Source organism: Lacrimispora sphenoides JCM 1415 (assembly GCF_900105615.1).
GTDB classification, from domain to species: domain Bacteria; phylum Bacillota; class Clostridia; order Lachnospirales; family Lachnospiraceae; genus Lacrimispora; species Lacrimispora sphenoides.
Genome location: NZ_LT630003.1, coordinates 4,139,831 through 4,162,866 on the forward strand (window position 1 = coordinate 4,139,831; position 23,036 = coordinate 4,162,866).

A 23,036-nucleotide genomic window follows, 5' to 3' on the forward strand; every position below is an offset into this window, starting at 1 on the left:
GTTCCTCCGGACATTAGATGAGTTTTCCCCCTCTGCGGCTGCTTCCTATGATTCCCGCTTCTTTTTATAGACATTGATGATTTTTACCTCCAAAGCTATAAATCCTGCTGCCAGAATCACATCAGCCACGATGGCTGCGATCTGCCATGGAAGCATTCCGCCCTTTGCGTTATTTCCTTCGTAGGCACGGCTGTTTACCACCGTATACATAATGTTTTTACATGCCTTACGCATAGCCTGAAGGCTTGTAGCGCTGGATGTATCCTTTAAATGGTTGGTTTCCGTATCATAGGCTACCAGCATGGCATCGTTGCCGTTCCGGATCTCCTGATCAGCATTCTGATATCCGTATCCGCCGAAATAATCTGTGAGCACGAAGCCGCGGAAGCCCCATTCATCCCGAAGCACCTTGTTAAGCAGTGCATCGGAAGCGCCTGCATATTCGGTTCCAATGTAGTTAAATGAGGACATTACTGCCTTTGCTCCGCCTTCTTTTACCGCAATTTCAAATGGTCTTAAATAAATTTCACGGATTGCCTGTTCGCCGGACCAGGTACAAAGCATGTTGGTCCGGTTGGTTTCCTGGTCATTAAGGGCAAAATGTTTCATATAAGCATATACTCCATGACGTTCTGCACCCCTGATGGCACTGGCCGCCATTTTGCCTGCCAGGATTCCGTCTTCGGAATAATACTCAAAGTTTCTGCCTGCAAAGGCGGAACGGTGAGTATTCATAGCCGGTGCATACCAGCCGGATACCTTCATCTCGTCGGCCATCTTACCGATGCTTTCCCCGAATTCCTCTGCAATATCACGGTTCCAGGTATTTGCAATCAACACTGCGGAAGGAAAGCCGATCGAGCCGGTTCCCGTAAAGTTGTTGTTAATGGAGGCCGGCCCGTCACAATCCACGGTACCCACCTTATCCACGCTCTTAGCTGCTGACGTCTGATAACCTCCGATGGCGACCATGGTATCCATTTCTCCCACGGTCAGCTGGTCAAGAAGCTTCTCCCACTGTGGATCGTCATAATCCAGCCCCCGCATGGCGGCAAGGCTCAGTCCATTCTTTGCGCCGGTTACCGGATTAATATCCTCAGCATTGTTATGGGCTGCCGGATCGTAATTGCTGTTGTTTACAAAGGTAGCCTTATATTTTTCCGGCATGGTTAAGTTTGCAGGCTTTGCCGTAGCCTCTTTATAATTTGCAAATCCGTCTTCGCGGGATAAATAAGCCGGTTCTCCCTTGGCATCCGCAAACCTGTTTTCCGCAGCCGCCTTATCGGTAGAGCGGGGATTGGACTCATCATAAATGGTTTCCGTAGCTGCTGTATAAATCTGTTCTTTGATGACATTATGGGAATCGGTCCGGATCGAGATTTTATAATCCCCTGCTTCCAGGACATAAGCGCCCTTCCCGGCTGCATCGTAGGATGCCATATCTTCCGCCTGGAATGAAACTGCAATGGACTGGGACTGGCCCGGCTCCAGGAGATCTGTCTTATCAAAAACAATCAGGTTTGCAGAAGCCTTTTCAATTCCTCCGTTTGTATAGGGCGGATTGTAATAGACCTCCACTACATCCTTTCCTGCTTTGTCTCCGGTATTGGTAACGGTAACATCAAAAGAAATCGTGCCGTCTGCTTCTGTGAGATTCCCCATTTCCTGAGAAAAAGAGGTATAGGACATGCCGTATCCAAAGGGATAAAGCACTGTCTTACTGTAATCGATCAGCCCTTCCTCTGCGGCAGTTTCATAGAAACGGTAACCAACGTAAATGCCTTCCACGTAATTGATAAAGCTGGGATAGGTTGCCTCTCCCTTAAATGCCTTACCTGCGAATTCATTCATGTTATCGTAGATAAAGCTTCCGAAATTATTATAGTCAGGGGTTGCTGTTAAGTCCACGGCAAAGGTGTCACTTGTTTTTCCTGAAGGGTTGACCGTACCGCTTACGATTTCACCAAGTGCCTCAAAGCCGGACTGGCCGGTTCCAGGACACCAGATGGCACTCTTTATCTGACTGTAATCATTGACAAAGCCAAGCTCCATGGCGTTTGCCCCGTTATAAACTAAAACAACATGATCAAAATTGGAACACACCAGATCTACCATGTCCTTTTCCGTCCTGCTTAATTGCAGATAATGCTCGCCGGCCTCAAAATCCTTATATTCCGCAGAATTATCCGTATAAGTAACAGCGCTCACATCAGTAGGGAGATCGGCTCCCTCCCCTCCTACACGGGTAATCACGATCAGTGCCGTATCAGAAAATGCCTTTGCATCTGCCATCAGCTCACTGGTATAGGATTCCTTCAAAGGCTCCGGAAGCGTCCAGTCCTGTTCCCACATCCCTACATTGGGACGGTCGCCCCGGTATGCAGTATAGAAATCAGTAAGCCCGGTATTCAGTTTAAATCCTGCATCCTCAAGTCCCTGAAGCAGAGACACTGTTTCATATGCGTCAGAGAGGGAGCCTGAACCGGTACCTCCATAGCATGGATTTGTGGAAGCCCAGCCAAAGACGTTTAAATTGGAATCAGCCTTTAAGGGAAGTAAGTTTTCCTCATTTTTCAAAAGAACGATCCCCTCTTCTGCAATTCTGGTACAAAGCTCTGTTGCTTTGTCTGATGTTTCTTTTGAAATCGTCCCGCTGCCGGTTGCAAGGGAAATCAGGCTAGACATTGGGCCCCAGCATATCATATTTACTACGATAACTACGGCTAGCACAATGGCCATGAGCCCCTGGTGCCGGATTAAATACCGGGTTGCAGCTTTCTTGTTCCTGCATACCACCATAACCACCACTGCGGCTGCAACTGCAATGGCCAATCCAATGAGGTACGGCACACAAAGGTTGACGATCTTTAATACATCATCGATGTTGATTTGTAACATTTCTTTCATCCTCCTCCATAAAAAATTACCACAAGCTGCGTGATATGTACTTCACTTTAGCATACTATGGATTCTCAGGGCGGCTTTTTGCATAACCGGTCATATTTTATGCATAATTAGCAATGGGCATGTCCTGTCCGGCCGGGGTTATTCCTCTGGTTTATGAGGAGGGGGTTAAAAGCGAGGAATCTGCAAAAAGAGAACATTCCGAATATAAACAGAATCCGGAAAAAAATCATATGTTCAGATTTTCTTCCGGATTTTTATAATAGAATTATGGTAAGATTACAATTGAGTTTACTCCTTAAGCCAATATTCAGAGCCGGAATCCGTGCGGCAAAAGAAGCCGTATTCGATTAACAGCCGTCTGATATATGGAAAATCATGATATATCTCTTTCAAAGCATTGTTGATTTCAATTTCGCTGTAATGGACTCCTGGTAAAAACTTAGCTGCTATTTCACGGAGAACCACGATTTTAGCCTTTTCCTTTGAAGGAAACTGCTTTACCGCCCCGCTTTTATCAAAATATCTGGACAAAATCTTTGTCTTTTCTTCTATGGTAACATCATATCGGTCATCTACCATTGTTGCAGTTTTATGAGCATCATAAAACTCTGTTACATCATTTTCTGATTTCATAGCTTCCTCCTTTTTATGAAGCAGTTCCATTGTTGCTAAAAACAGCTTTGATTGCTTTTCATGTTCATGAAGCTTAAAGCGGTAATTCCGTACCGTCGAATAAGAAATGCCTTTTTGCGCAGCTATTTCTTTATCGGATAAGCCCTCTGTCATCAATTTTAATATGGAGTGCTGCAGCTTTGATAAGCCTAAAAAAGAAGGATTCATATTCATCAAATAATTCAGCATTGATCCATGCTTTTCTTCGATATGGATGTCAGCCATTTTATATGCATCATAAAAATGACCGTCATAGGAATAAATCTCACCCTTGGTATAATGTTCATTGCAAATTAGACAGTAAACGGAATCATCATCTTCATAATATCCACTCATTAATTCTTCGGGTCCAGCCTGCCACAGAGATTTTCTGTCAAACAACTTTTTCATGATTATATCCATCCCATGCATCGTAACAATGCATATAATTCCTTTTCTTTATTTCCTGCATTCAAATATCAGGATACCCATAATAATGATTATTATATAGTATAATTTAATAAATGTCTATATATGAGCAAACATTTATTAATTTTGTTTACTTTTAAAGTGAATATCATCAGTGAGTCTCCCTTTAAGTACCGTTCAAACATCGCCGGATTTTACCCGAATGCCATAGGTATTTTCTTCCCGTTGGATTTACTTTCATCAGGCAGTTTTACTGTAAATATGTAATAAGCGCCCGTAACCTATATTTCAAAATCCCTCATCCGCAAAATAACCTGATTCATTCGGTTTTCCATGTCACGTCCGTTAAACTTTTTCAAAAAAAGCTCGGATTTAACAGCACCGTCTTTCATAAATAATACGCGGTCAGCCCTGGAGGCAACTTTTGCGTCATGGGTCACAAGAAAAACAGCCGTACCGCTTTTGTTGATATTTGAAAACAGCTCCATAATTTCATCCGATGATTTCGAGTTAAGTGCGCCGGTAGGTTCGTCAGCAAATAAAACCTCCGGCTCGTTCATAAGGGCGCGGCAGATACAGGCGCGTTGGAGCTGCCCGCCGGAAACCTCGGTAATATCTCTTTCTTCCAGCCCGGTTATGCCGGTTTTTTCTAACAATGTCTTCGCTTTTTTGATAATGCCGGCGGCATTTCTTCTGTTTTCCAGTAAGCTGGAAAGAATGATATTATCCAGAATATTCAGATTTTTCAGCATGGTAGGCTGCTGGAATACAAATCCCATCTTTGTTCTGCGAATATCTGCCAGTGCGTTTTCATTTAGCCGGGTCAGGTCCTCACCGTCAAATTGGATAGAACCGCTGTTGATGGTATCTGTACCGCTTAACGCAAAGAGCAGCGTAGACTTTCCGCAGCCGGACGGCCCCATCACTGCAACAAACTCTCCGGTTAATAGTTCTATATTTACTCCATTGAGTACACTCACCGCTTCCCGTCCTATGCCATAAGTTTTTATCATATTTTTTCCGCTTAAAATTTTCTTCATAGGCTACTCCTTTATATATTCCGATATCTTCAGGCCGGAGATATCCGAAATTCCAAACCGTGTTGCCAGATAGACACAAGCCGCCATTAAAGCGGGGGAAAACAGGTAGGCAAACAACGGATTTATATCAAAGCGGAACGTGGATGCACCGAAGGATGAAATCAAACCGATGCCCACCAGTTCTCCCAAAGTGTTTGCCAGGACAGTGCCTGTTAAGACGCCGGCGGCCAGTACGGCGGCCGGTCTCACCATATATTGCCGGCAAATATCTGCTTCTTTAAAGCCGAGGGATTTTAAAACGGCGATAGAATATCTATCCTTTGTCACAAGCATTTTCATAAAGAGAAGAGTGACCAGCACGGTGAGTATGGTGGCAGCGGCAATGGCGGCGTAAGAAGCCTTTTTAACCGCATCGGCAATCCCGCCAAAGGTCTGGCCGATGTATTCATCTATATCTGATACCTTGGCATAGGAAAACTGCTCCTTGTATCGGGTTATCTTTTCATCTGTGGCAGCATCAGCCTGTAATTTTACCGGAATAATACTCCATAGAATACTGTCCTGACTGGTTTTAAAAACGGCCTTTGCCGTCTTGCCGCCATTGGTGATATCAGAATAGATCCCGCTTATGGTAAGCCGCTTCTCCTGACCGTCAATCATGAGCGTGATAATGTCATTTAGCCCTTTTTCGAGATCGCCCGCAACTAATGATGAAATAGCGATTTCCGATTCGCTCTGCGGGGCTCTGCCGGCTGAATACTCAATAGGGAACACTGATTGGTCGCCAAGTTCCACCTTGAGCTTTTCAGTGGTACTGTCCTCCATCTGCATATCAAACATATAACTGGTCAGCACCGTGTATTTTTTAATATCTGTGTCCCGCGCCATCACAGCGGCTATCTCCGCTGTTTTTCCCGCAATATCGTTCGTCTGCTGGATATCAATTCGCATATCACATTCGCCAATGCCCATATAAGTCATAAAGTTTCTCTGGGAGATGGTATTATAAATATTCTGAGGCACAATCATCAGAAACGAGGAAATAACAAGCACCAAAAGCATTGTGCTGTAAAGCTTTTTTCGGGAAAGCACATCCTTTATGCCAAGAAAAATATTTGGTGGGAGTCCCCTGCTGCCGGATAGCCGAAAGCTTTTCGCAGTTTTGGCGCCACTCTGGGGTGCTCCAAACCGTATAGCCTCTGCCGCTGATACTTTTTTGAAGCGGCCCAGAACGCCGTTCACATAAAGCACCACCACGAAAAAGATGACCCCTGCGCCTATTATTCCAAATGCCGTGCCGAGGCCGGAACTGCTGCTCTCGCCCATATACAGGCGAATATTCTCCATCAAAGGCTCTTTTGCGCGCAGAGACAAGATGAATCCAGCTGTGCAAGCAATTCCAGCGAGAGCGCCATACTTCGCCAGATAAAGCTTTTTAATGCTTCCAACCTGCAGGCCGATGGCTTTTAATACGCCAATTTCCCGGTAATCCTCTTCTATCTTGGCAATCAGGGTAAAACGTATGCACAGGAAATTGATCATGATTACAAGGACGCTGATAAGGATAAGCATCGCTATCATCATACCGTCATCAAGGGCATTTACCAGCTTAAACAGGGAATGGGTGATGGCGGGAGGCCCGTTTGCCGGAAGTCCTGCGGCAATATAGCCGGATTCAAAAGCGGAAACAGCGGAACTGTCGCTGAAGCGGAACTCTATCAGATACTCCAGCTTTCCAAATCCCCTGATTTTTTCAAAATCACTTTCATTGATAAGAAACCGCTTGGAGGAAATCATGGAAGCGTTCATTTGAGAATCCCGCAGGAAACCAGCTACCGTAAAGGAAACACCGTGAATGGTTATGCTGTCGCCAATACTTGCCAGCCCCTGCTTCATGTAGTTTATGGGAACATAGATCTCTCCTTTGGCCGGGTAAATAATATTGCCATCCAAATCCAGCAGAAAATCAAAGCGTTTGCTCTGCACCGAAAGGCCGTTATCCTGCACGGAACCTGCAAGGGAGTTTTCGCCAATGACAATCTCTGCGCCCTCAATGTTTAGAAAGGAAAGCACCTGAAAATCTTCTACATTCTTTTCCGTATCTGCAAAGGCAGAAAGCCGTTCCATATCAATATCGCCGGAATGCATCTGCATAAAATGCGGCGTTTGAGCTCTTAACATCATGTTGCTGATCGCAGAGAACAAATTCACCGATAATATCGCGGCAAGGGAGGTAAGCATTGCCGCAAGCAGAATAAATGCGGTGATGGTGATGGTAATCAGTTTACTTTTCCTTACATCGTTTATTATTATTTTTCTGTACACAGTTCACCTCCCCGCTCCAGCCCCCTGACGGACTTAATATTGTATAAAAGAATGGCCGTTACAGATAACAGCAGACCTGCTATTATAATCAATAGTCCAATGCCTCTGCCGCTTCCTACGCCGATTACCTTTCCCATACTATTTGCCAGCGCGCCATCCTCTACCAGCAAAGGGATAAATACATAGTCGGCAAGCGGACCTAAAATGCTGTAAGCAATCACATAGCCTAGCTGGGAGATAATGCCGATCAGTCCCCAGACCCTGCCTTGCACATCGTTGCTGATATTGGTACGGATCAGAAAATCAATGCTTGTGTTTGCAAATGGAAGCATTGAAAAAAAGAGAAAACCAAAAATGCAGATTAAAATAATGTTTTCTCTAAACCCGTAGCCTGCCATAAAGATACCGGCAAAAAAGAGCGAGGCAAAAAGCATTTGTGCAAAGCCCTTTTTTATGGGAACCATGCCAAGAATAAGGCTGCTTACCAGCATACCCATGGCGGAAATCGTAGTGGCAACCCCCAGCACCGAACTGTCGGTAAATCCAAGTATCATTGGGGTATAAAGAGACTGGATGCAGCCTAAAAAGAAAGAAATGCCGATTCCCGATAAAACCAGTGTGAACACGCCCCGGTTCTGGGTGAGCGCAGTAAATCCGGTTCTAAACTCATGGAAGAAAGATTCTTTATATTCGGAAGCTTTGGCAGCAAGCCCCCTTCGTACCACAAACGTCACCATTACGGTCAGAAAGATTGTGCAAATGTCTATCATAAGCAGAAGCTTTATATCTGAAACCTGTAACAGGAACCCCGCGATGAGCGGCGAGATCAAAAACTTTGCGGAACCGGACAATTGTACCAGTCCGCTTGCTTTTGAGTATTCTTCTTCTGTCAGCAGGTCAGTAATTGTCGCTTTGAACGCCGGTTCTATGAGTGAAGAAAACACCGAACTGATGGTAACGCCTATTCCGATCTGCCAAAGCAGCGCTGGGCCATTCATCATACAAATCAGGATATAGATAAGCCCCAAAGCAGAAAGCCCATCGCCGAGTATCATTAAAAGCCTGCGGTCGTATTTATCCGCAAGCACCCCTGCAAACGGAGTGAGCAGGAGTCCCGGTAAAAAAGCCAACAAGATAATCAGTGTACTGGAGGACGCAAGCCCGGTCTGCTCAAATACATATACGCCAAGCCCGAAAGATGTAATGCCGCTGCCTATGGCGGCGACAAAGCTGCCGGAGCACAACATGAGAAATTTTATAAATGGTTTTCCCGTGTTCTTATTCATAGGCGCCTCCTCCATCCATTTGAAATAGTTCTATCACCCTGTCAAATCTTCCCGGTTCTGCGCCGAACAATCTTTCCAGATTAAATATAAACGCCTTAACCCTTCCCAAAAGTTCTTCACCTGTAAGCTTCTCAGCGTAATCATCAAAAACCGCATTGATATAAGCCACAACCATTTCCAAGCTCTCATAGGGATAAGGGGTGTTGAATAAACCCTCACTGATACCATCCTCAATAATTTCCATAAGAATAGGCGGGATGCCTTCCATCATTGCCTGATGTGTTTTCTGATGCATCAAAGCATTCTGCGGCTTGTGCATCTGCCGGGTGAGCTCTGATTTTCCATCTTTATCACCATTCATGGCAATAAAAGTTCTGACCAGCCGTTCCAACACAGGAATACTTTTATCCGCAGCAATCTGCCTGGCCGCAGTCAAAAACTCCGTGTTGCGCCGATTAATAAGTGCATCCAAAATATCTTCCTTTGATTTGAAATGATAGTATATTGTTCCCCGCGCAATTCCGGCTTTCTCTATAATGGCGCTGATGGTCGTTCCATCAAAGCCATCACTGTTAAAAAGGTCTGCGGCAGCATCCAGTATTTCATTCTTACGCACATCAGCGTCTTTTATAATTCGCATAACATTGCTCCTCAATAATCGGTATTAGACTGACGTTCAGTCTAATACCGATTATAGGATGCAACACTGTCAGTGTCAATATAAATTTTTTGTTGCGATACATAGCCGTATGGTATCATATCGATTTGTAAGAAGTTTCTTTCTTACTTTGACATATTTCTTACTTTGATATAAAAAATGCTGCTCAAAAAATGAGCAGCATTCCTATTTTATCTTACACAACCTTATTTTTTATGGTCCCGATCCCCTCGATCAGGCATTCCACTTCATCACCTGCCACTAAAAACTTCGGCGGTTCAAATCCCATTCCAACACCCTTAGGCGTTCCGGTGGAAATGATCGTACCTGCCCTGAGGGTCATCCCCTTAGACAGCTCGCTGACTATATGGTCTATATTAAATATCATGAGCCGGGTATTGCTGTCCTGTCTCAGCTCTCCATTTACCTTGGACTGAATGCCAAGCTCCGGCGGATAGGATATGGATCCTGCAGTCAGAATACAGGGGCCCATGGGGGTAAACCCGTCAAGGCTCTTTCCAAAATACCACTGCTTATGGGCATTCTGCACGTTGCGGGCGCTGACATCATTGATGATGGTATAACCGAAAATATGGTCCTTTACCTGCTCCGGCGCCACATTTTTTGCATCCTTTCCAATGATAACGCCTAATTCTGCCTCATAATCCAGGCTGTCCACCATATCACTGTGGCTTAAAATCTCCCCGTGGGGATCTACCGCCTCATTCACTCTCTTGGAAAAATAAACAGCATTGGGGCGCTTCCCGTCAAAATCCTCTTTTTTAAAGCGGGCAGACTCCTCGGCATGTTCCATGTAATTAAGCCCCAAACAGATGATGTCCTGCTCCGGTGTCCGGATGGGCGCCAGAAGCCTGACCTCTTTCATCATAGCAGCTCCGATGACGTTGCTGTTGTAAGGATCCAGGCCAGAGGCATGTTCCAGCAGGTCAAGCTCAGACTGAGATAGTCCCTTGATAACCTCCAGCATCTCCTTATACTCCATACCAAATGCCCTGAGAGGAAAGATCCACATCTCGTCCTTACTCACTACCCCGATATCTTTTCTCCGGTCAACCTCGTATGTAACTAATTTCATAACATCCTCCTTTTACATGAACCATAGCTCTTCCTTTGTGGTGGAGATTGCATCCGCACCCACAATATATGGATCTCGTTCTACTTTATCAATCCTTTCCCCCACCGTCAAGGCAATTTTTGCCCTTTCTTGATTTTATAAGGAAGAAAAGCATATTTTAACGTTCTTTTTTCCATATAAGATAAAAGGAGCTGCGGTCTCTGGAAACCAGACGCCTCACTCCTGCTATCTTTTATCTATCGTTCTTTGCTTTGGGCCCACCGCTTGCAGATCTCCGGAAAGTTGCTGATGACACTGTCACAGCCCCAATCATAGACCTGCTCCAACGTGGACATATCATTCACCGTCCAAACATTCACCTGTATTCCGTAATTTCTGCAGTTGTCCACAGCCTCTTTTGTCAGACCGTTCACTCCTGGGTGGTAACACTCAAAATGATACCGGTCGCAATAGTATCCTGCATTTCCAAGGCCCGGTTGTTCAAGCAGCGCGCCGCATGGGATCCCGGGAGCCAGCTCCTTTAAGCGGATTATGGACGTATGGTTAAAGGAAGAAAAGATGACCTTTTTTTCGAGCCCGTATTTACGTACAAGTTCCAGGGTCTTCTCTTCCAGGCCTTCATAATAATATACGCCTGTCTTGATTTCGATATTTGTAACAAGTTCCTGATCCTTTGCCCATATGCAGTATTCTTCAAAGGTCGGAACAGGCACAAATCCATGAATCCCTCCGCAGACAGCATCTGCATTGAATTCTTTCAGTTCCCCATAGGTAAGATCCTTCACAAAGCCGGTTCCATCCGTGGTCCGGTCAATGCTTTCGTCGTGGATCACAACCACCGTTCCATCCTTTGTAAGCTGTACATCCAGTTCGATCCCGTCACAGCCAGTCTCTGCCGCCTTCTGAAAGGCCAGCATGGTATTTTCCGGATACCTTCCGCTGTAACCCCTGTGTGCAAATACCTTCATATCAACCCCTCTTTCCTTATAGCCTTTCTCAGAAAACCTCTTTTCAGTATATCATTTCCTGGATAAATTTTCTATAGGTTGTCCCTGTTTTATACAAAATAACCTCGTAAATCCGCAGGCTTCCAATAAGGCTTTAAGCCGCTTACGGCAATTACGAGGTTTTTTATGAAATTATTTTACAACTTTTCAACATTCCTTGTAGCAACGATGGAAACGCCGGTTCCGGCACAGTCAGGAATGATCACATCTCCAATGGAAACAGGTGCGGAAACTTCCATCTTTCGGATTTCCTCCATGCAGGCAAAAATCTTGTCCTTAGGTATGTCCTGCTTTGTTTTAACCGGTACCATTTCTAAGTCACCGCCCAGGACGCGGACCGAGGATGTCACCACTCTGGTAGGGCTTAAAACCTCTTTTTTTCCGTATTCCTCCCCGCGGCCGCAAGAATTTCCAGTTACTCCTACCTGGTCCCCTTCTATGCTCACCGTCAACGGGCAGCCTAAAGGGCATCGGATACAGATCAGTTCTCTTACCTCCATATCATTCCACCTCCGTACAGACAACAATTCTCTTAAGCTCCGGATATTCCTTAAAGCTGTCTTTCTTTAATACAATCTGCTCCATCTCACCGGGAGCCAGGACTTTTTTCTTTTTGTGGGAAATCCTTACATCATCATAATAAACACTGATAAACCGGTCCTTATATACATCGGCCACACGGAAACGGACTGTAACCTTATCTTTCATGTTCTCTACATCAATCTTCTGAGGTACCGTATAGCGGACTCCGTTCTCAGCTTTCAGTTCTACTGCGTGAGCCGTCTCTTTTTCTCCATCCGCTTTTACGTAGGCGGCAGCGCTTGCTCCTGCTAAGGCGGCTTCCTCAGATACATAGTCAACCAGGTCATGAACATGAAGCACATTACCACAGGCAAAGATACCCGGGCTGCTGGTTTCCAGCTGGTCGCCCACCTCGGGACCAAATGTCACCTGGTTCATTTTTACGCCTGCCCCTTTGGAAAGCTCATTTTCCGGAATCAGGCCTACGGAAAGAAGAAGGGTATCACAGCTGTAATATTCTTCTGTACCTGGAATCGGCTTTCTGTTTTCATCGACCTGGGCAAGGGTAATTCCTGTCAACCGTTCCTTTCCCTCAATGTTTATTACCGTGTGGCTGAGCTTTAAGGGAATTCCATAGTCATCCAGGCACTGGACGATATTTCTCTTTAAGCCGCCGGAATAAGGCATAAGCTCTGCCACCACCTTCACCTTAGCTCCTTCCAGGGTCATACGCCTTGCCATGATGAGCCCGATGTCTCCGGAGCCTAAGATCACCACTTCTTTCCCCACGCTGAAGCCTTCGATATTCATTAATCTCTGGGCAGTGCCTGCGGAATAGATTCCTGCCGGACGGTAGCCCGGTATGTTAAGGGCACCTCTGGGGCGCTCCCTGCATCCCATGGCAAGGATAATGGCTTTTGCCTTTATAATTGCCAGGCCATCTTCCCTGTTAATAACCGTCACTTCTTTATTTTCGTTAATATCAAGAACCATGGTATTTAATTTATACGGGATATGTTCCGACTCCGCCATCTCTATGTAACGGGCCGCATATTCCGGGCCTGTTAATTCTTCTTTAAAGGTGTGCAGGCCAAAACCGTTATGGATGCACTGGTTTAAGATGCCGCCAAGGCAAGCTTCCCTTTCCAGGATCAATAGATCCGTAATGCCCGCTTTTTTTGCCGCTACTGCCGCAGCAAGACCAGCCGGACCGCCTCCGATTATCACTATATCATGCTCTGCCATGTTGCTGTCCTCCTTATTTATGACCGGTCACTATATTGGAGCCGGGTCTGTTCTTGCAGATATCTTCCAATTTCCTGTCCGTTTCCCTTGCCAGGATTTCCATGGTCTTAGGGGCACAGAAGCCTGCCTGACACCGTCCCATGCCGGCACGGACGCGGCGTTTGATCCCATCTAAGGAAACCGCTCCAAGAGTCCTGGTGATGGCATCCACGATCTCTCCCTCACTGACCCCTTCGCAGCGGCAGATAATGGTACCGTACTGAGGATTCTTCTTAATAAGCTCTGCCCGTTCCTCAAAAGTCAGCTTCTGAGGATCCAGGATTCCCTTTCGGGTGACCTTATAATTCTCCTTTCGGGAAGCCCTTGCCTTTTCAGCAACCAGACCTGCTATATAAACACCAATGGCAGGAGCGCTTGTAAGACCCGGTGATTCAATGCCTGCCGCATCAAAGAAGCCGGCGGCGTCAGAAATCTCACCCAGGATAAAGTCATCCCCATCCTCATGAGCGCGAAGGCCTGAAAAGGAGGTGATGATCTGGCGGAGCGGAATATTCTTTACTCCCCAGGCAGACTTCTCCATTATATCCGACAGTTCCTTTGCGGTTGTTCCGACGCCTTCCTTATCCTCCACATTGATTGCCGTAGGTCCGATCAGCAGGTTGCCGTGGACCGTAGGGGTCACCAGAACCCCCTTCCCCATCTTGCCTGGAAGCTGGAAGATGGTATGGGACACATGGGTTCCTGCCTCCTTATCCAGCAGGCAGTAATCTCCCTTTCTTGCCGTGATGTGGATCTTCTCTTCGCTTACCATATTATGGAATACGTCGGCATAAACACCGGCTGCGTTGATCACATAGGTTGCATGTATGATCCCCTCCCCGGTTTTTAAGTCATAGCCATTTTCCGCCTTTTCAATTACTATTACCTCAGTGTTAAATAAAAATTCCACACCGTTGTCACAGGCATTCTCCGCCAGTGCAATGGTTAAACCAAAGGGGCATACGATCCCCCCAGTAGGAGCATACAATGCGGCCACTACCGTCTCTGCCACATTGGGTTCCATGGCCCTCACCTCATCTCCGGAAAGAATGGACAAGCCGGGGACTCCGTTTTTTACGCCCTTCTCATAAAGTTCCTTAAGAGCGGGCATATCTTCCTCTGAAAAGCAGAGTACCAAAGAGCCATTTCGAATCACCTGAAAATCAAGTTCCTCTGAAAGCTTTCCCATTAAATGATTGCCTTCCACATTAAATCTCGCCTTTAAGGATCCAGGTACCGCATCATATCCTGCGTGGACAATGGCGCTGTTCGACTTTGACGTACCGGAACAGACATCTTCCTCCCGCTCAATAACACAAATTCTAAGGTCATAGCGGGCCAGTTCTCTTGCAATTGCACAGCCGATTACGCCGCCGCCAATGATCGCTGCATCGTAATTCATTTCCTTCATGTTCTTCTCCTCCATATCCGTAATGGTCACCCTATTTAATGGAATTCATACAAAAAAAGAGTAAGGCAAAATAAACGGATCACTCCGTTCAATTCCCTTACTCTTTCATCTCAAGGTTATATATTTTATTAATTTAATGCTAGCACAATCCAGACCGGATTGTCAAGATTTTTCTGTCAGGGGATTCCCTCCCTCTATTCGCTGACTGCCATGACTGAATTCTCTTCTGCCAGTTTGGAAAGCAGGGCTCCCTTATCAAAACCCGGCGGATAAATGACTTCAAATTCCAGTTTGATCTCATCTTTTTTATTTTTATTAATCTTCACAGAAGCGATCTCAACCTTTTCCTTTTCCAGAAATTCTTCCATGCTTTTAACCGCTCCGGATTTTTGTGCTATGGTCATCTTCAGACAGCCGCAGGAAGCCACCTGAGCAAAATAGCTGATCCGATGGGTCATGGTCTGCATGACGATGATGAGAACCGCAGATAATATGCCCACAATGTACTGGCCCGCCCCAAGAGCCAGCCCGACTCCGGCGGTAGCCCATATCCCGGCTGCCGTCGTCAGTCCGTTTACCAGATTGTTCCGCACAAATATAACCCCTGCACCTAAAAAGCCTATTCCGCTGACCACCTGGGCCGCGATTCTGGCTCCGTCGCTGGTTGGAATGTCCGGAAACCCATATTTTGATACCACCATCATGAGGGCTGAACCGATCGCCACGATTGCATGGGTCCGGATACCAGCCGATTTATTCCGGTTTTTTCTCTCACTGCCGATCAAAAACCCTAATAGCCCAGCCGTTATAATACGCAGCATATATTCCAGCTGGATCATGACGTATGATAAGGTAATTCCCCCAAACAATAAATATGTACCCTCCAAATCTTACCCCTCCAAATATTACTCCTCCAAGTTTTACTCCTCTTCTTCTGACCAGTAGAGTGCGCATTTTACCGCCCTCTTCCAGCCTTTTACCAGCCTCTTCCGGTGTTCCTCCTCCATCTGGCTGTCAAAGGCCCTGGATACCTTCCAGTTTGCCTTGATTTCTTCCCGGCTCTTCCAATAGCCCACCGCAAGTCCGGCCAGGTATGCGGCTCCAAGAGCAGTCGTCTCAATGCACTCCGGCCTTACGATCTCTGTGTTTAACAGATTCGACTGGAACTGCATGAGGAAATTGTTGGCACAGGCGCCCCCGTCCACCTTTAACTCCTTTAAATGAATATCCGAATCCTGTTCCATAGCCTCAATGAGATCGCAGACCTGATAAGCCATGGATTCCACCGTTGCCCGGATAAACTGCTCCTTGCTGGTCCCTCTGGTTACTCCCACAATGGTCCCTCTTGCGTACTGGTCCCAATAAGGTGCCCCAAGTCCTGCAAATGCCGGTACTACATAAACGCCCCCTGTATCCCCCGCAGCTCTGCAGTATTCCTCTGTCTGGGCGGCAGAACGGACCATCCGCATCTCATCCCTTAACCACTGTACGGCTGCTCCTGCCACAAACACGCTTCCTTCCAGGGCATACTGTATGCTTCCCTGGTCACTGGCAGCTATGGTGGTTATAAGTCCATGTTGGGACTTTACCGCCCTTTCTCCTGTGTTCATCAGAAGGAAACAACCGGTTCCATAGGTGTTCTTTACCTCCCCCGCCTCAAAGCAGCACTGGCCGAACAAAGCTGCCTGCTGGTCGCCTGCTGCTCCTGCAATGGGAATCTTTCCTCCCATGACATCCGAAGATGTGTAGCCATAAATACAGCTTGATGGTTTTACCTCGGGCAGCATGCATCTGGGAATGCGGAAATAGTTTAGAATTTCTTCATCCCAGCACTTTCTGTGTATATCAAAAAGCATGGTTCTTGATGCATTGGTATAATCTGTCACATGGATGCAGCCCTTGGTTAAGTTCCAGATCAGCCAGGTATCCACGGTTCCAAACAGAAGTTCCCCACGTTCTGCCCGTTCTCGTGCCCCTTCTACATGATCCAGGATCCATTCGATCTTGCTTCCTGAAAAGTAAGCGTCAGGGATCAGTCCCGTCCTTTCAACAATGAGCCCATCCAGGCCGTCATGCTTTAGTTTCTCGATTCTGTCCGCGGTCCTTCGGCACTGCCACACGATTGCATGATAGACCGGCTCCCCAGTTTCCTTATCCCAGACTACCGTTGTCTCCCTCTGATTCGTGATCCCGATTGCAGCTATATCGCTGTAATGGGCCCCGATCTTTCCCATGGCCTCCATGGTCACGGAAAGCTGTGAGGACCATATCTCCATAGGATCATGCTCCACCCAGCCCGGCTCCGGAAAAATCTGAGTAAACTCCTTTTGTGCTGCACTGCAGATGTTCCCCTGCTCATCGAACAGGATACATCTGGAACTTGTCGTGCCCTGATCCAGGGCAATGACGTATCTTCCCATAGTTCCTTCCCCTTCCAGTAAACGCCCCGGATTTTATTCCTTGTTAAATTTTTCTCAAGGGATAAAGAAAGAGCCTTGGAAATGAACGGTTCCCCGCACTCATCACCTGGCTCTGTCATCTCTTAGGCTAACTATTTATGTATACTTAATAGTACCATGGAGCAAAAATTATGTCAAGATTTCAGCGTTTATTCAATCTTTATCCCTGTCTTGAAAGACACAGCTTCCCGCTGCTATTTCATTCTTTTTGTAATAAGCTTTGCAAGCTCACCGCCCAGAGTAGGAACTACCGCAAAGCCGATTGCTTCGCTTAGCTGTGTGAGAGTAAGAGGCGCCGTACTGAAAATTGTGTTTAAGAACGGCACATAAACCACAACCACTAAAAATGCAAAGGAAGCGATTACGCATTTATTCAAGAAGGAGTTTGATAAAAGCCGGATTCCGAATATAGACCTCTTTTCACTTCTGTTTGAGTAGGCGCGGAAAAGTTCGCCTAAAATAAGGGCTACAAAGCACATGGTACGGGCGATGGTCTCTCCGCCTTCGACGTCTCTGTAGCTGATATGCCCGATATAAAAAGCGGTCAGAGCGCCGATACCAAGGAAAAGACTTTGCATGGCAACAGCTACGCGCATCTTCTTATCAATAATGGATTCATTGGGATCTCTCGGCTTCTGGTCCATGATCCCCGGCTCCCTCTCCTCCATTCCCAGGGCAAAGGCCGGAAATGCATCGGTGATTAAGTTGATGGAAAGGAGGTGAATGGGCATCAACGGCATGGGCAGGTTAAAGAGCATCGCCAAAAATATGAGAAGTATCTCACCGATGTTGCAGGAGAGAAGGTAGCCAACCACCTTTCGGATGTTGTTATAAATGGTTCTTCCTTCCTCTACGGCATGAACAATGCTTACAAAGTTGTCGTCCGTAAGGATCATATCGGCCGCCTCCTTGGAAACATCTGTTCCGGTGATACCCATGGCAACGCCGATATCCGCTCTCTTTAGGCTTGGTGCATCGTTTACGCCGTCTCCTGTCATGGCGACAATCTCTCCGTTTGCCTTGCATGCGGCTACAAGCCGTACCTTGTGCTCTGGTGAAACCCGGGCAAATACGTTGACGGTTTTAACCTTTTCTCTCAGCTCTTCATCGGAAAGAAGCTGTATTTCAGCTCCTTCTAAAGCCTCTTCTCCAGGAGACATGATTCCCAGATCCCCGGCAATAGCGCTGGCCGTGATCTTGTGGTCCCCTGTGATCATCTTCACACGGATTCCGGCTTTTCTGCATTCGTCTACGGCCGGCTTCACTTCCTCTCTGGGCGGATCAATCATGCACATGAGTCCAAGATAGGTAAGAGAGTTTTCCTGGCTGTCAAAGTCATCGAGAGTTTCCACTGCCTTACTTGCAACGCCAAGCACGCGCAATGCGCCTTTTGCAAAGCTAAAATTGGCTTCCAGGATTTTTCTCCGGTCAGCCTCCGTAATTTCTGAAACCGCTCCATCCTTATATATGTGGGTACACCGCTTTAAAATCTCATCGGGAGCACCCTTTGTATAAATGGTCAGTTCTCCGTCTTTTTCATGGAACGTGGACATAAGCTTTCTGTCGGAATCAAAGGGAATTTCCTGAACCCTCCGGTATTCTTCATTCAACCGGTCTTTGCTGAGACCGATTTTTTCTCCTAAAACCAGCATAGCACCTTCCGTAGGATCTCCGATGATTTGGCTTTTCTCTATATCATAGACCGCGTCATTACAAAGTACGGCGCCCTTTATGAGTTCCGTAATATTAGACGATAGCCTGCCGCCTTCTTCTACGGTGACGGAGCCTTCCCTGCTGTAGCCTGTCCCAGTCACATCATAAGCTTTCTCATGGTCAAATACCTTGACCACGGTCATCTTATTCTGAGTGAGAGTTCCCGTCTTATCGGAACAGATAACCGTTGTGCTTCCCAGCGTTTCGACAGCGGAAAGCCTCTTTATGATGGCATGGGACTTCACCATCTGCTGCATGCCCATCGCAAGAATTACGGTAACGACTACCGTAAGCCCTTCCGGTATGGCGGCCACGGCCAGAGAAACGGAAACCATGAAGATTTCCATAAGCTCATCCCCCTTGAGCAGTCCCAGGACAAAAATTATGGCGCATACGGCGATGCAGACAATTCCCAAAACCTTACCCAGGCTGTCAAGCTTCTTTTGAAGTGGGGTTGTCTCCTCTTTGGATTCATTTAACATGGCGGCAATATTGCCCATTTGGGTTTCCATTCCGGTTGCGGATACGATGCCCTTGCCTCTTCCATAGGTGATCACAGTTCCCATAAAGGCGGAATTGACACGGTCGCCCAGAGGCGCATCATCAGAAAGTATGCTTTCGCAGTTCTTTTCCACGGGAACTGATTCGCCGGTAAGCGCCGCCTCATCGATCTTTAAGTTAAAGCTTTCTACAAGCCTTACATCTGCAGGTATGTAATCTCCCGCATCAAGGATTACCACATCGCCTGTTACAAGCTCATCGGAAGGCATCCTTACGATATCTCCGTTTCGGATGACTTTTGCCTGCGGGCTTGACATTTCCTTAAGAGCTTTCAGCGCATTGTTCGCTTTTGTTTCCTGATTTACACCGATAATCGCGTTGACGATGACGATGGCAATGATGACGAGGCTGTCAAAAATCCCTTCTCCCTGCACGATTCCCACAACCATAGAGATGATGGCTGCAACAATCAGAATAATTACAAGAAAATCCTTAAATTGTTCGGCAAACAATTGAAACAGGGTCCGTTCCGCCGCCCCCTGCAGACGGTTGTGACCGTTTTCCTCAAGCCTTTTTTGGGCTTCCTGCCCGGATAATCCTTGAAGGAGGTCGGTTTTTAATTCCCTGACAGACTCCCGGATATCCTTACTGAAATAATCATTCATATAATATCCTCCATTTAATTGTGCTACAGAACTTCATGATCTGGCTGAATGCATGGGAGAAAATGAAACAATAAGTTTATGTTAAATCTTTTTGCTGCTTCTGTCAATAAACGCATTAGGGGATATCGTTCACAAACAGGTAACTATTAATTTTTTCCGCATCAGACATACCAAAAGGGGCCGGAAGTTTATATCTTCCAGCCCCTCTGACTTGTTGTGTAAACATTTCTGATTGTCCATAAAAAGATTTAGCCACCTGAATCTATGCAATCAAATCATTGCATGCTTTGATTGCATAATTGATTGGATTTCTGCGAAAAAGTTATCTTTTATTACACTTCTTTTCCGCAGAAAGTCCTGTTTTTCATGTAAAATCCGTACGTAATATGTTCACCCATCATTGCCGGCTTTATTTTCTTAATGGAGACTCTCTCTTATGGTCTTAAATGCCTGGATTACAAGCGTAGGAATAATTGCAAATATGAAAATGGTGATAAACTGCCTTGCGGTTAAATCTGCCACGTAAAAAAAGGTATGAAGCCTTGGTATGAATAGAACCGCTGCCAAAAGAATGGCCCCAGCCTCAAAGGCCATTATGCTCCATAAATTGCTTTTAAATCCTATCTTTAAAATGGAATGGCCGCTTCTGCAGTTAAAGCCATGAAACAGCCTTGCCAGGGTCAGGGTGGAAAATGCCATGGTGCTGGCAGCGGCCTCGCTTCCGGTCATCATGCCTGTATGGTAAGAGGTCATGGTACAGCCCGCTATGAGGGCACCCTGAAGCAGTACCTGAAGCACAAATCGCTTTGTTAAGATTCCTTCTTTGGGATTCCTGGGCTTTTGGGCCAATAAGTCCGCCTCCGCCTTTTCCATGCCGATTGCTATGGCTGGAAGAGAGTCGGTCAGAAGGTTGATAAACAGTAAGTGAACCGGCGCAAAGGGTGGCGGAAGAGCCAGAAAGGATGTATACAAGACGCATAGTATCCCAGCCATATTTCCTGATAAAAGAAATTTAATGGCATTCCGGATGTTCCGGTAAACATTACGGCCATTGGCAACCGCCTTAATAATGGTTGCAAAGTTATCATCTGTCAGGATCATGGCAGAGGCATCCTTTGACACTTCTGTCCCCATTTTTCCCATGGCAACCCCGATGTCGGCCTGTTTTAAGGCCGGAGCGTCATTGACCCCGTCTCCTGTCATGGCTACGATGTGGCCTTTTTTCTGCCAGGAGCGGACGATCCGTATTTTATGCTCCGGCGAAACTCTGGCATAGACGCTGATATGCTCCAGCTTTCGGCTCAATTCCTCCTCCGGCATATCATCAAGCTCCGGTCCGCTGACTGCCAAATCATCGTCTCCCAGAATGCCTATTTTCTCCGCAATGGCAGATGCAGTGATCTTATGGTCCCCTGTAATCATTACCGGGCGGATGCCTGCTCTTTTGGCATTTAATACGGCATTTTTTGTCTCCGGACGGGGCGGATCCATCATCGCAACCATTCCGAGAAAGGTATAGCCGGCCTCTGATTTTTCCGTCAGCTTTTCATCCTCATTCATTTCCCGGCAGGCAAAAGTCAAAACCCTGAGTCCCTGTTTGGAAAACTCCATGTTCTGCTCCATTAAGTTCTGCCGGTCCCCCTCCCTCATGTGGCGGATTCCTTCCCCTGTCCAAATATGACTGATCCTGGGAAGCAGCACATCCACCGCTCCCTTTGTGAACAGGACCCTTTTTCCTTCGATCCTGTGCATGGTGCTCATAAGCTTTCTCTTGGAATCAAAGGGAATCTCCCCTGCTCTGGGGTAATAGGATTTCATAGCTTCCTCGTTTATTCCCACCCTTTCGGCCATCTGCACCAGTGCGGCTTCCGTCGGGTCCCCCAACAGCTTTCCTTCTATGTAAGCGGAATCATTATTTAAAACAGCATCATACAACAGATATTTATGTACAGGGACCTCTTTGTTTAAAAGCTCAGGAAGATAAAGACGGCTGTTTACGTAGATTTGCTGTACGGTCATGCGGTTTTGTGTCAATGTTCCAGTCTTATCGGAGCAGATGACTGAAACACAGCCAAGGCTTTCCACTGCCTTTAAATCCTTTATGATGGCATTCTCTCCTGCCATTTTCTGTGTGCCCATTGCCTGAACGATGGTTACAATGGAACTTAACGCTTCCGGTATTGCTGCGACCGCCAGGGCTACGGCAAACATCAGGGAATCTAAAACCGGCATCCTCCGGTAGATGCTAAGGCCGAAAACCACCGCACAAATAAACAGGATAGCTGCCGCCAGCCTGCTTCCGAACTGGTCTAAGCTTACTTGAAGAGGTGTCTTTTTTTCCCCGGTGTCATTCATAAGGGAAGCGATCCTGCCGATTTCCGTATCCATTCCGGTGCCTGTGATCAGTACCTTTGCCCTGCCTGCTGCCACCAGGGAACCGGAAAACACCATATTCGTCTGCTCGGCCAATGGTACCTTTTTTTCCCGGATCCTCCCCGTCCGTTTCTCCACATTAATGGATTCTCCGGTCAGGGAGCTTTCATTGACCAAAAGGGAGTAATTTTCCAGGATCCGCCCGTCTGCTGCCACCATGTCCCCTGCTTCCAGGAGCAGTATGTCCCCAGGGACTATCTCCCCCGAAAAGATTTCCTGCTTTTTCCCCTCTCTTATCACCTTTGCTACCGGTGACGACAGGGCCATAAGACTGTCTAAGGACTTCTCTGCCTTCTGGTGCTCCACGGTCCCCAGAATCGCATTCAGCAGAAGCACTGCAAAAATCACTCCTGTGCTCTCCACGTCACCGGATATCATAGAAATCACTGCTGCTATAATCAGGATGATGACCAACAAGTCTTTAAACTGGTCCAAAAACACCTGGAAAGCGCTTTTGCGTTCCGCCTTCTTTAGTGTATTCGGACCATATGTCTGCCTGCGCCTCAGGACCTCCCTGGAATCCAGGCCGTTCCTGCCTGCGCCGAGCTTAGCAAGGGCCTCATCCTCTGATAAACGAAACCATTCTTCCATTCTGACGCTCCTTCCTGTTTCTCATATTATCGGACTGCTTCCGATAATCAGATAGACG

15 protein-coding genes are annotated in these 23,036 nt (G+C 46.7%); all 15 read right to left on the reverse strand.

Annotated features, from left to right (window positions below):
• Positions 1–45 precede the first annotated feature (45 nt).
• A complete protein-coding gene (locus BMX69_RS18795) occupies positions 46–2,898 on the reverse strand; it encodes a glycoside hydrolase family 3 N-terminal domain-containing protein (RefSeq protein ID WP_100043205.1) in 2,853 nt (950 codons plus the stop codon).
• A 297-nt stretch (positions 2,899–3,195) separates the two neighbouring features.
• Positions 3,196–3,969 carry a DUF2087 domain-containing protein gene (locus tag BMX69_RS18800; RefSeq protein ID WP_242941299.1) on the reverse strand — a complete coding sequence of 258 codons (774 nt, stop codon included), beginning with the start codon at positions 3,967–3,969 and terminating at the stop codon, positions 3,196–3,198.
• Between the two features lie 299 nt (positions 3,970–4,268).
• Complete coding sequence (locus tag BMX69_RS18805; RefSeq protein ID WP_100043206.1) at positions 4,269–5,027, reverse strand: ABC transporter ATP-binding protein; 759 nt, start codon at positions 5,025–5,027, stop codon at positions 4,269–4,271.
• A 3-nt stretch (positions 5,028–5,030) separates the two neighbouring features.
• Positions 5,031–7,352 carry an ABC transporter permease gene (locus BMX69_RS18810; protein WP_100043207.1) on the reverse strand — a complete coding sequence of 774 codons (2,322 nt, stop codon included), beginning with the start codon at positions 7,350–7,352 and terminating at the stop codon, positions 5,031–5,033.
• Positions 7,337–8,638, reverse strand: coding sequence for an MFS transporter (locus tag BMX69_RS18815; protein WP_100043208.1), 1,302 nt, complete (start codon positions 8,636–8,638; stop codon positions 7,337–7,339). The genes BMX69_RS18810 and BMX69_RS18815 overlap by 16 nt, the downstream gene beginning before the upstream one ends.
• Positions 8,631–9,278, reverse strand: coding sequence for a TetR/AcrR family transcriptional regulator (locus tag BMX69_RS18820; protein ID WP_054790431.1), 648 nt, complete (start codon positions 9,276–9,278; stop codon positions 8,631–8,633). The genes BMX69_RS18815 and BMX69_RS18820 overlap by 8 nt, the downstream gene beginning before the upstream one ends.
• Positions 9,279–9,492: 214 nt before the next feature.
• Positions 9,493–10,392, reverse strand: a complete 900-nt coding sequence (locus BMX69_RS18825; RefSeq protein ID WP_100043209.1) for a fumarylacetoacetate hydrolase family protein — start codon at positions 10,390–10,392, stop codon at positions 9,493–9,495.
• Between the two features lie 236 nt (positions 10,393–10,628).
• Complete coding sequence (locus BMX69_RS18830; RefSeq protein ID WP_054790430.1) at positions 10,629–11,360, reverse strand: glycerophosphodiester phosphodiesterase; 732 nt, start codon at positions 11,358–11,360, stop codon at positions 10,629–10,631.
• A gap of 176 nt (positions 11,361–11,536) precedes the next feature.
• Positions 11,537–11,899 carry a DUF1667 domain-containing protein gene (locus BMX69_RS18835; RefSeq protein WP_100043210.1) on the reverse strand — a complete coding sequence of 121 codons (363 nt, stop codon included), beginning with the start codon at positions 11,897–11,899 and terminating at the stop codon, positions 11,537–11,539.
• A gap of 1 nt (position 11,900) precedes the next feature.
• Positions 11,901–13,166, reverse strand: a complete 1,266-nt coding sequence (locus BMX69_RS18840; RefSeq protein WP_100043211.1) for an NAD(P)/FAD-dependent oxidoreductase — start codon at positions 13,164–13,166, stop codon at positions 11,901–11,903.
• A 13-nt stretch (positions 13,167–13,179) separates the two neighbouring features.
• On the reverse strand, positions 13,180–14,616 hold the full coding sequence (locus tag BMX69_RS18845) for an NAD(P)/FAD-dependent oxidoreductase (RefSeq protein ID WP_100043212.1): 1,437 nt from the start codon (positions 14,614–14,616) through the stop codon (positions 13,180–13,182).
• Positions 14,617–14,810: 194 nt separating this feature from the next.
• Positions 14,811–15,503 carry an MgtC/SapB family protein gene (locus BMX69_RS18850; protein WP_051515216.1) on the reverse strand — a complete coding sequence of 231 codons (693 nt, stop codon included), beginning with the start codon at positions 15,501–15,503 and terminating at the stop codon, positions 14,811–14,813.
• 33 nt (positions 15,504–15,536) lie between these two features.
• Positions 15,537–17,036 carry a glycerol kinase GlpK gene (gene glpK / locus BMX69_RS18855; RefSeq protein WP_054790429.1) on the reverse strand — a complete coding sequence of 500 codons (1,500 nt, stop codon included), beginning with the start codon at positions 17,034–17,036 and terminating at the stop codon, positions 15,537–15,539.
• 233 nt (positions 17,037–17,269) lie between these two features.
• The gene (locus BMX69_RS18860) at positions 17,270–19,954 is read right to left on the reverse strand and encodes a calcium-translocating P-type ATPase, PMCA-type (RefSeq protein WP_100043213.1); all 2,685 of its coding nucleotides are present in this window, start codon (positions 19,952–19,954) and stop codon (positions 17,270–17,272) included.
• A gap of 417 nt (positions 19,955–20,371) precedes the next feature.
• Positions 20,372–22,978: a cation-translocating P-type ATPase gene (locus tag BMX69_RS18865; RefSeq protein WP_100043214.1), complete on the reverse strand. Its 2,607-nt coding sequence runs from the start codon at positions 22,976–22,978 to the stop codon at positions 20,372–20,374.
• Positions 22,979–23,036 lie beyond the last annotated feature (58 nt).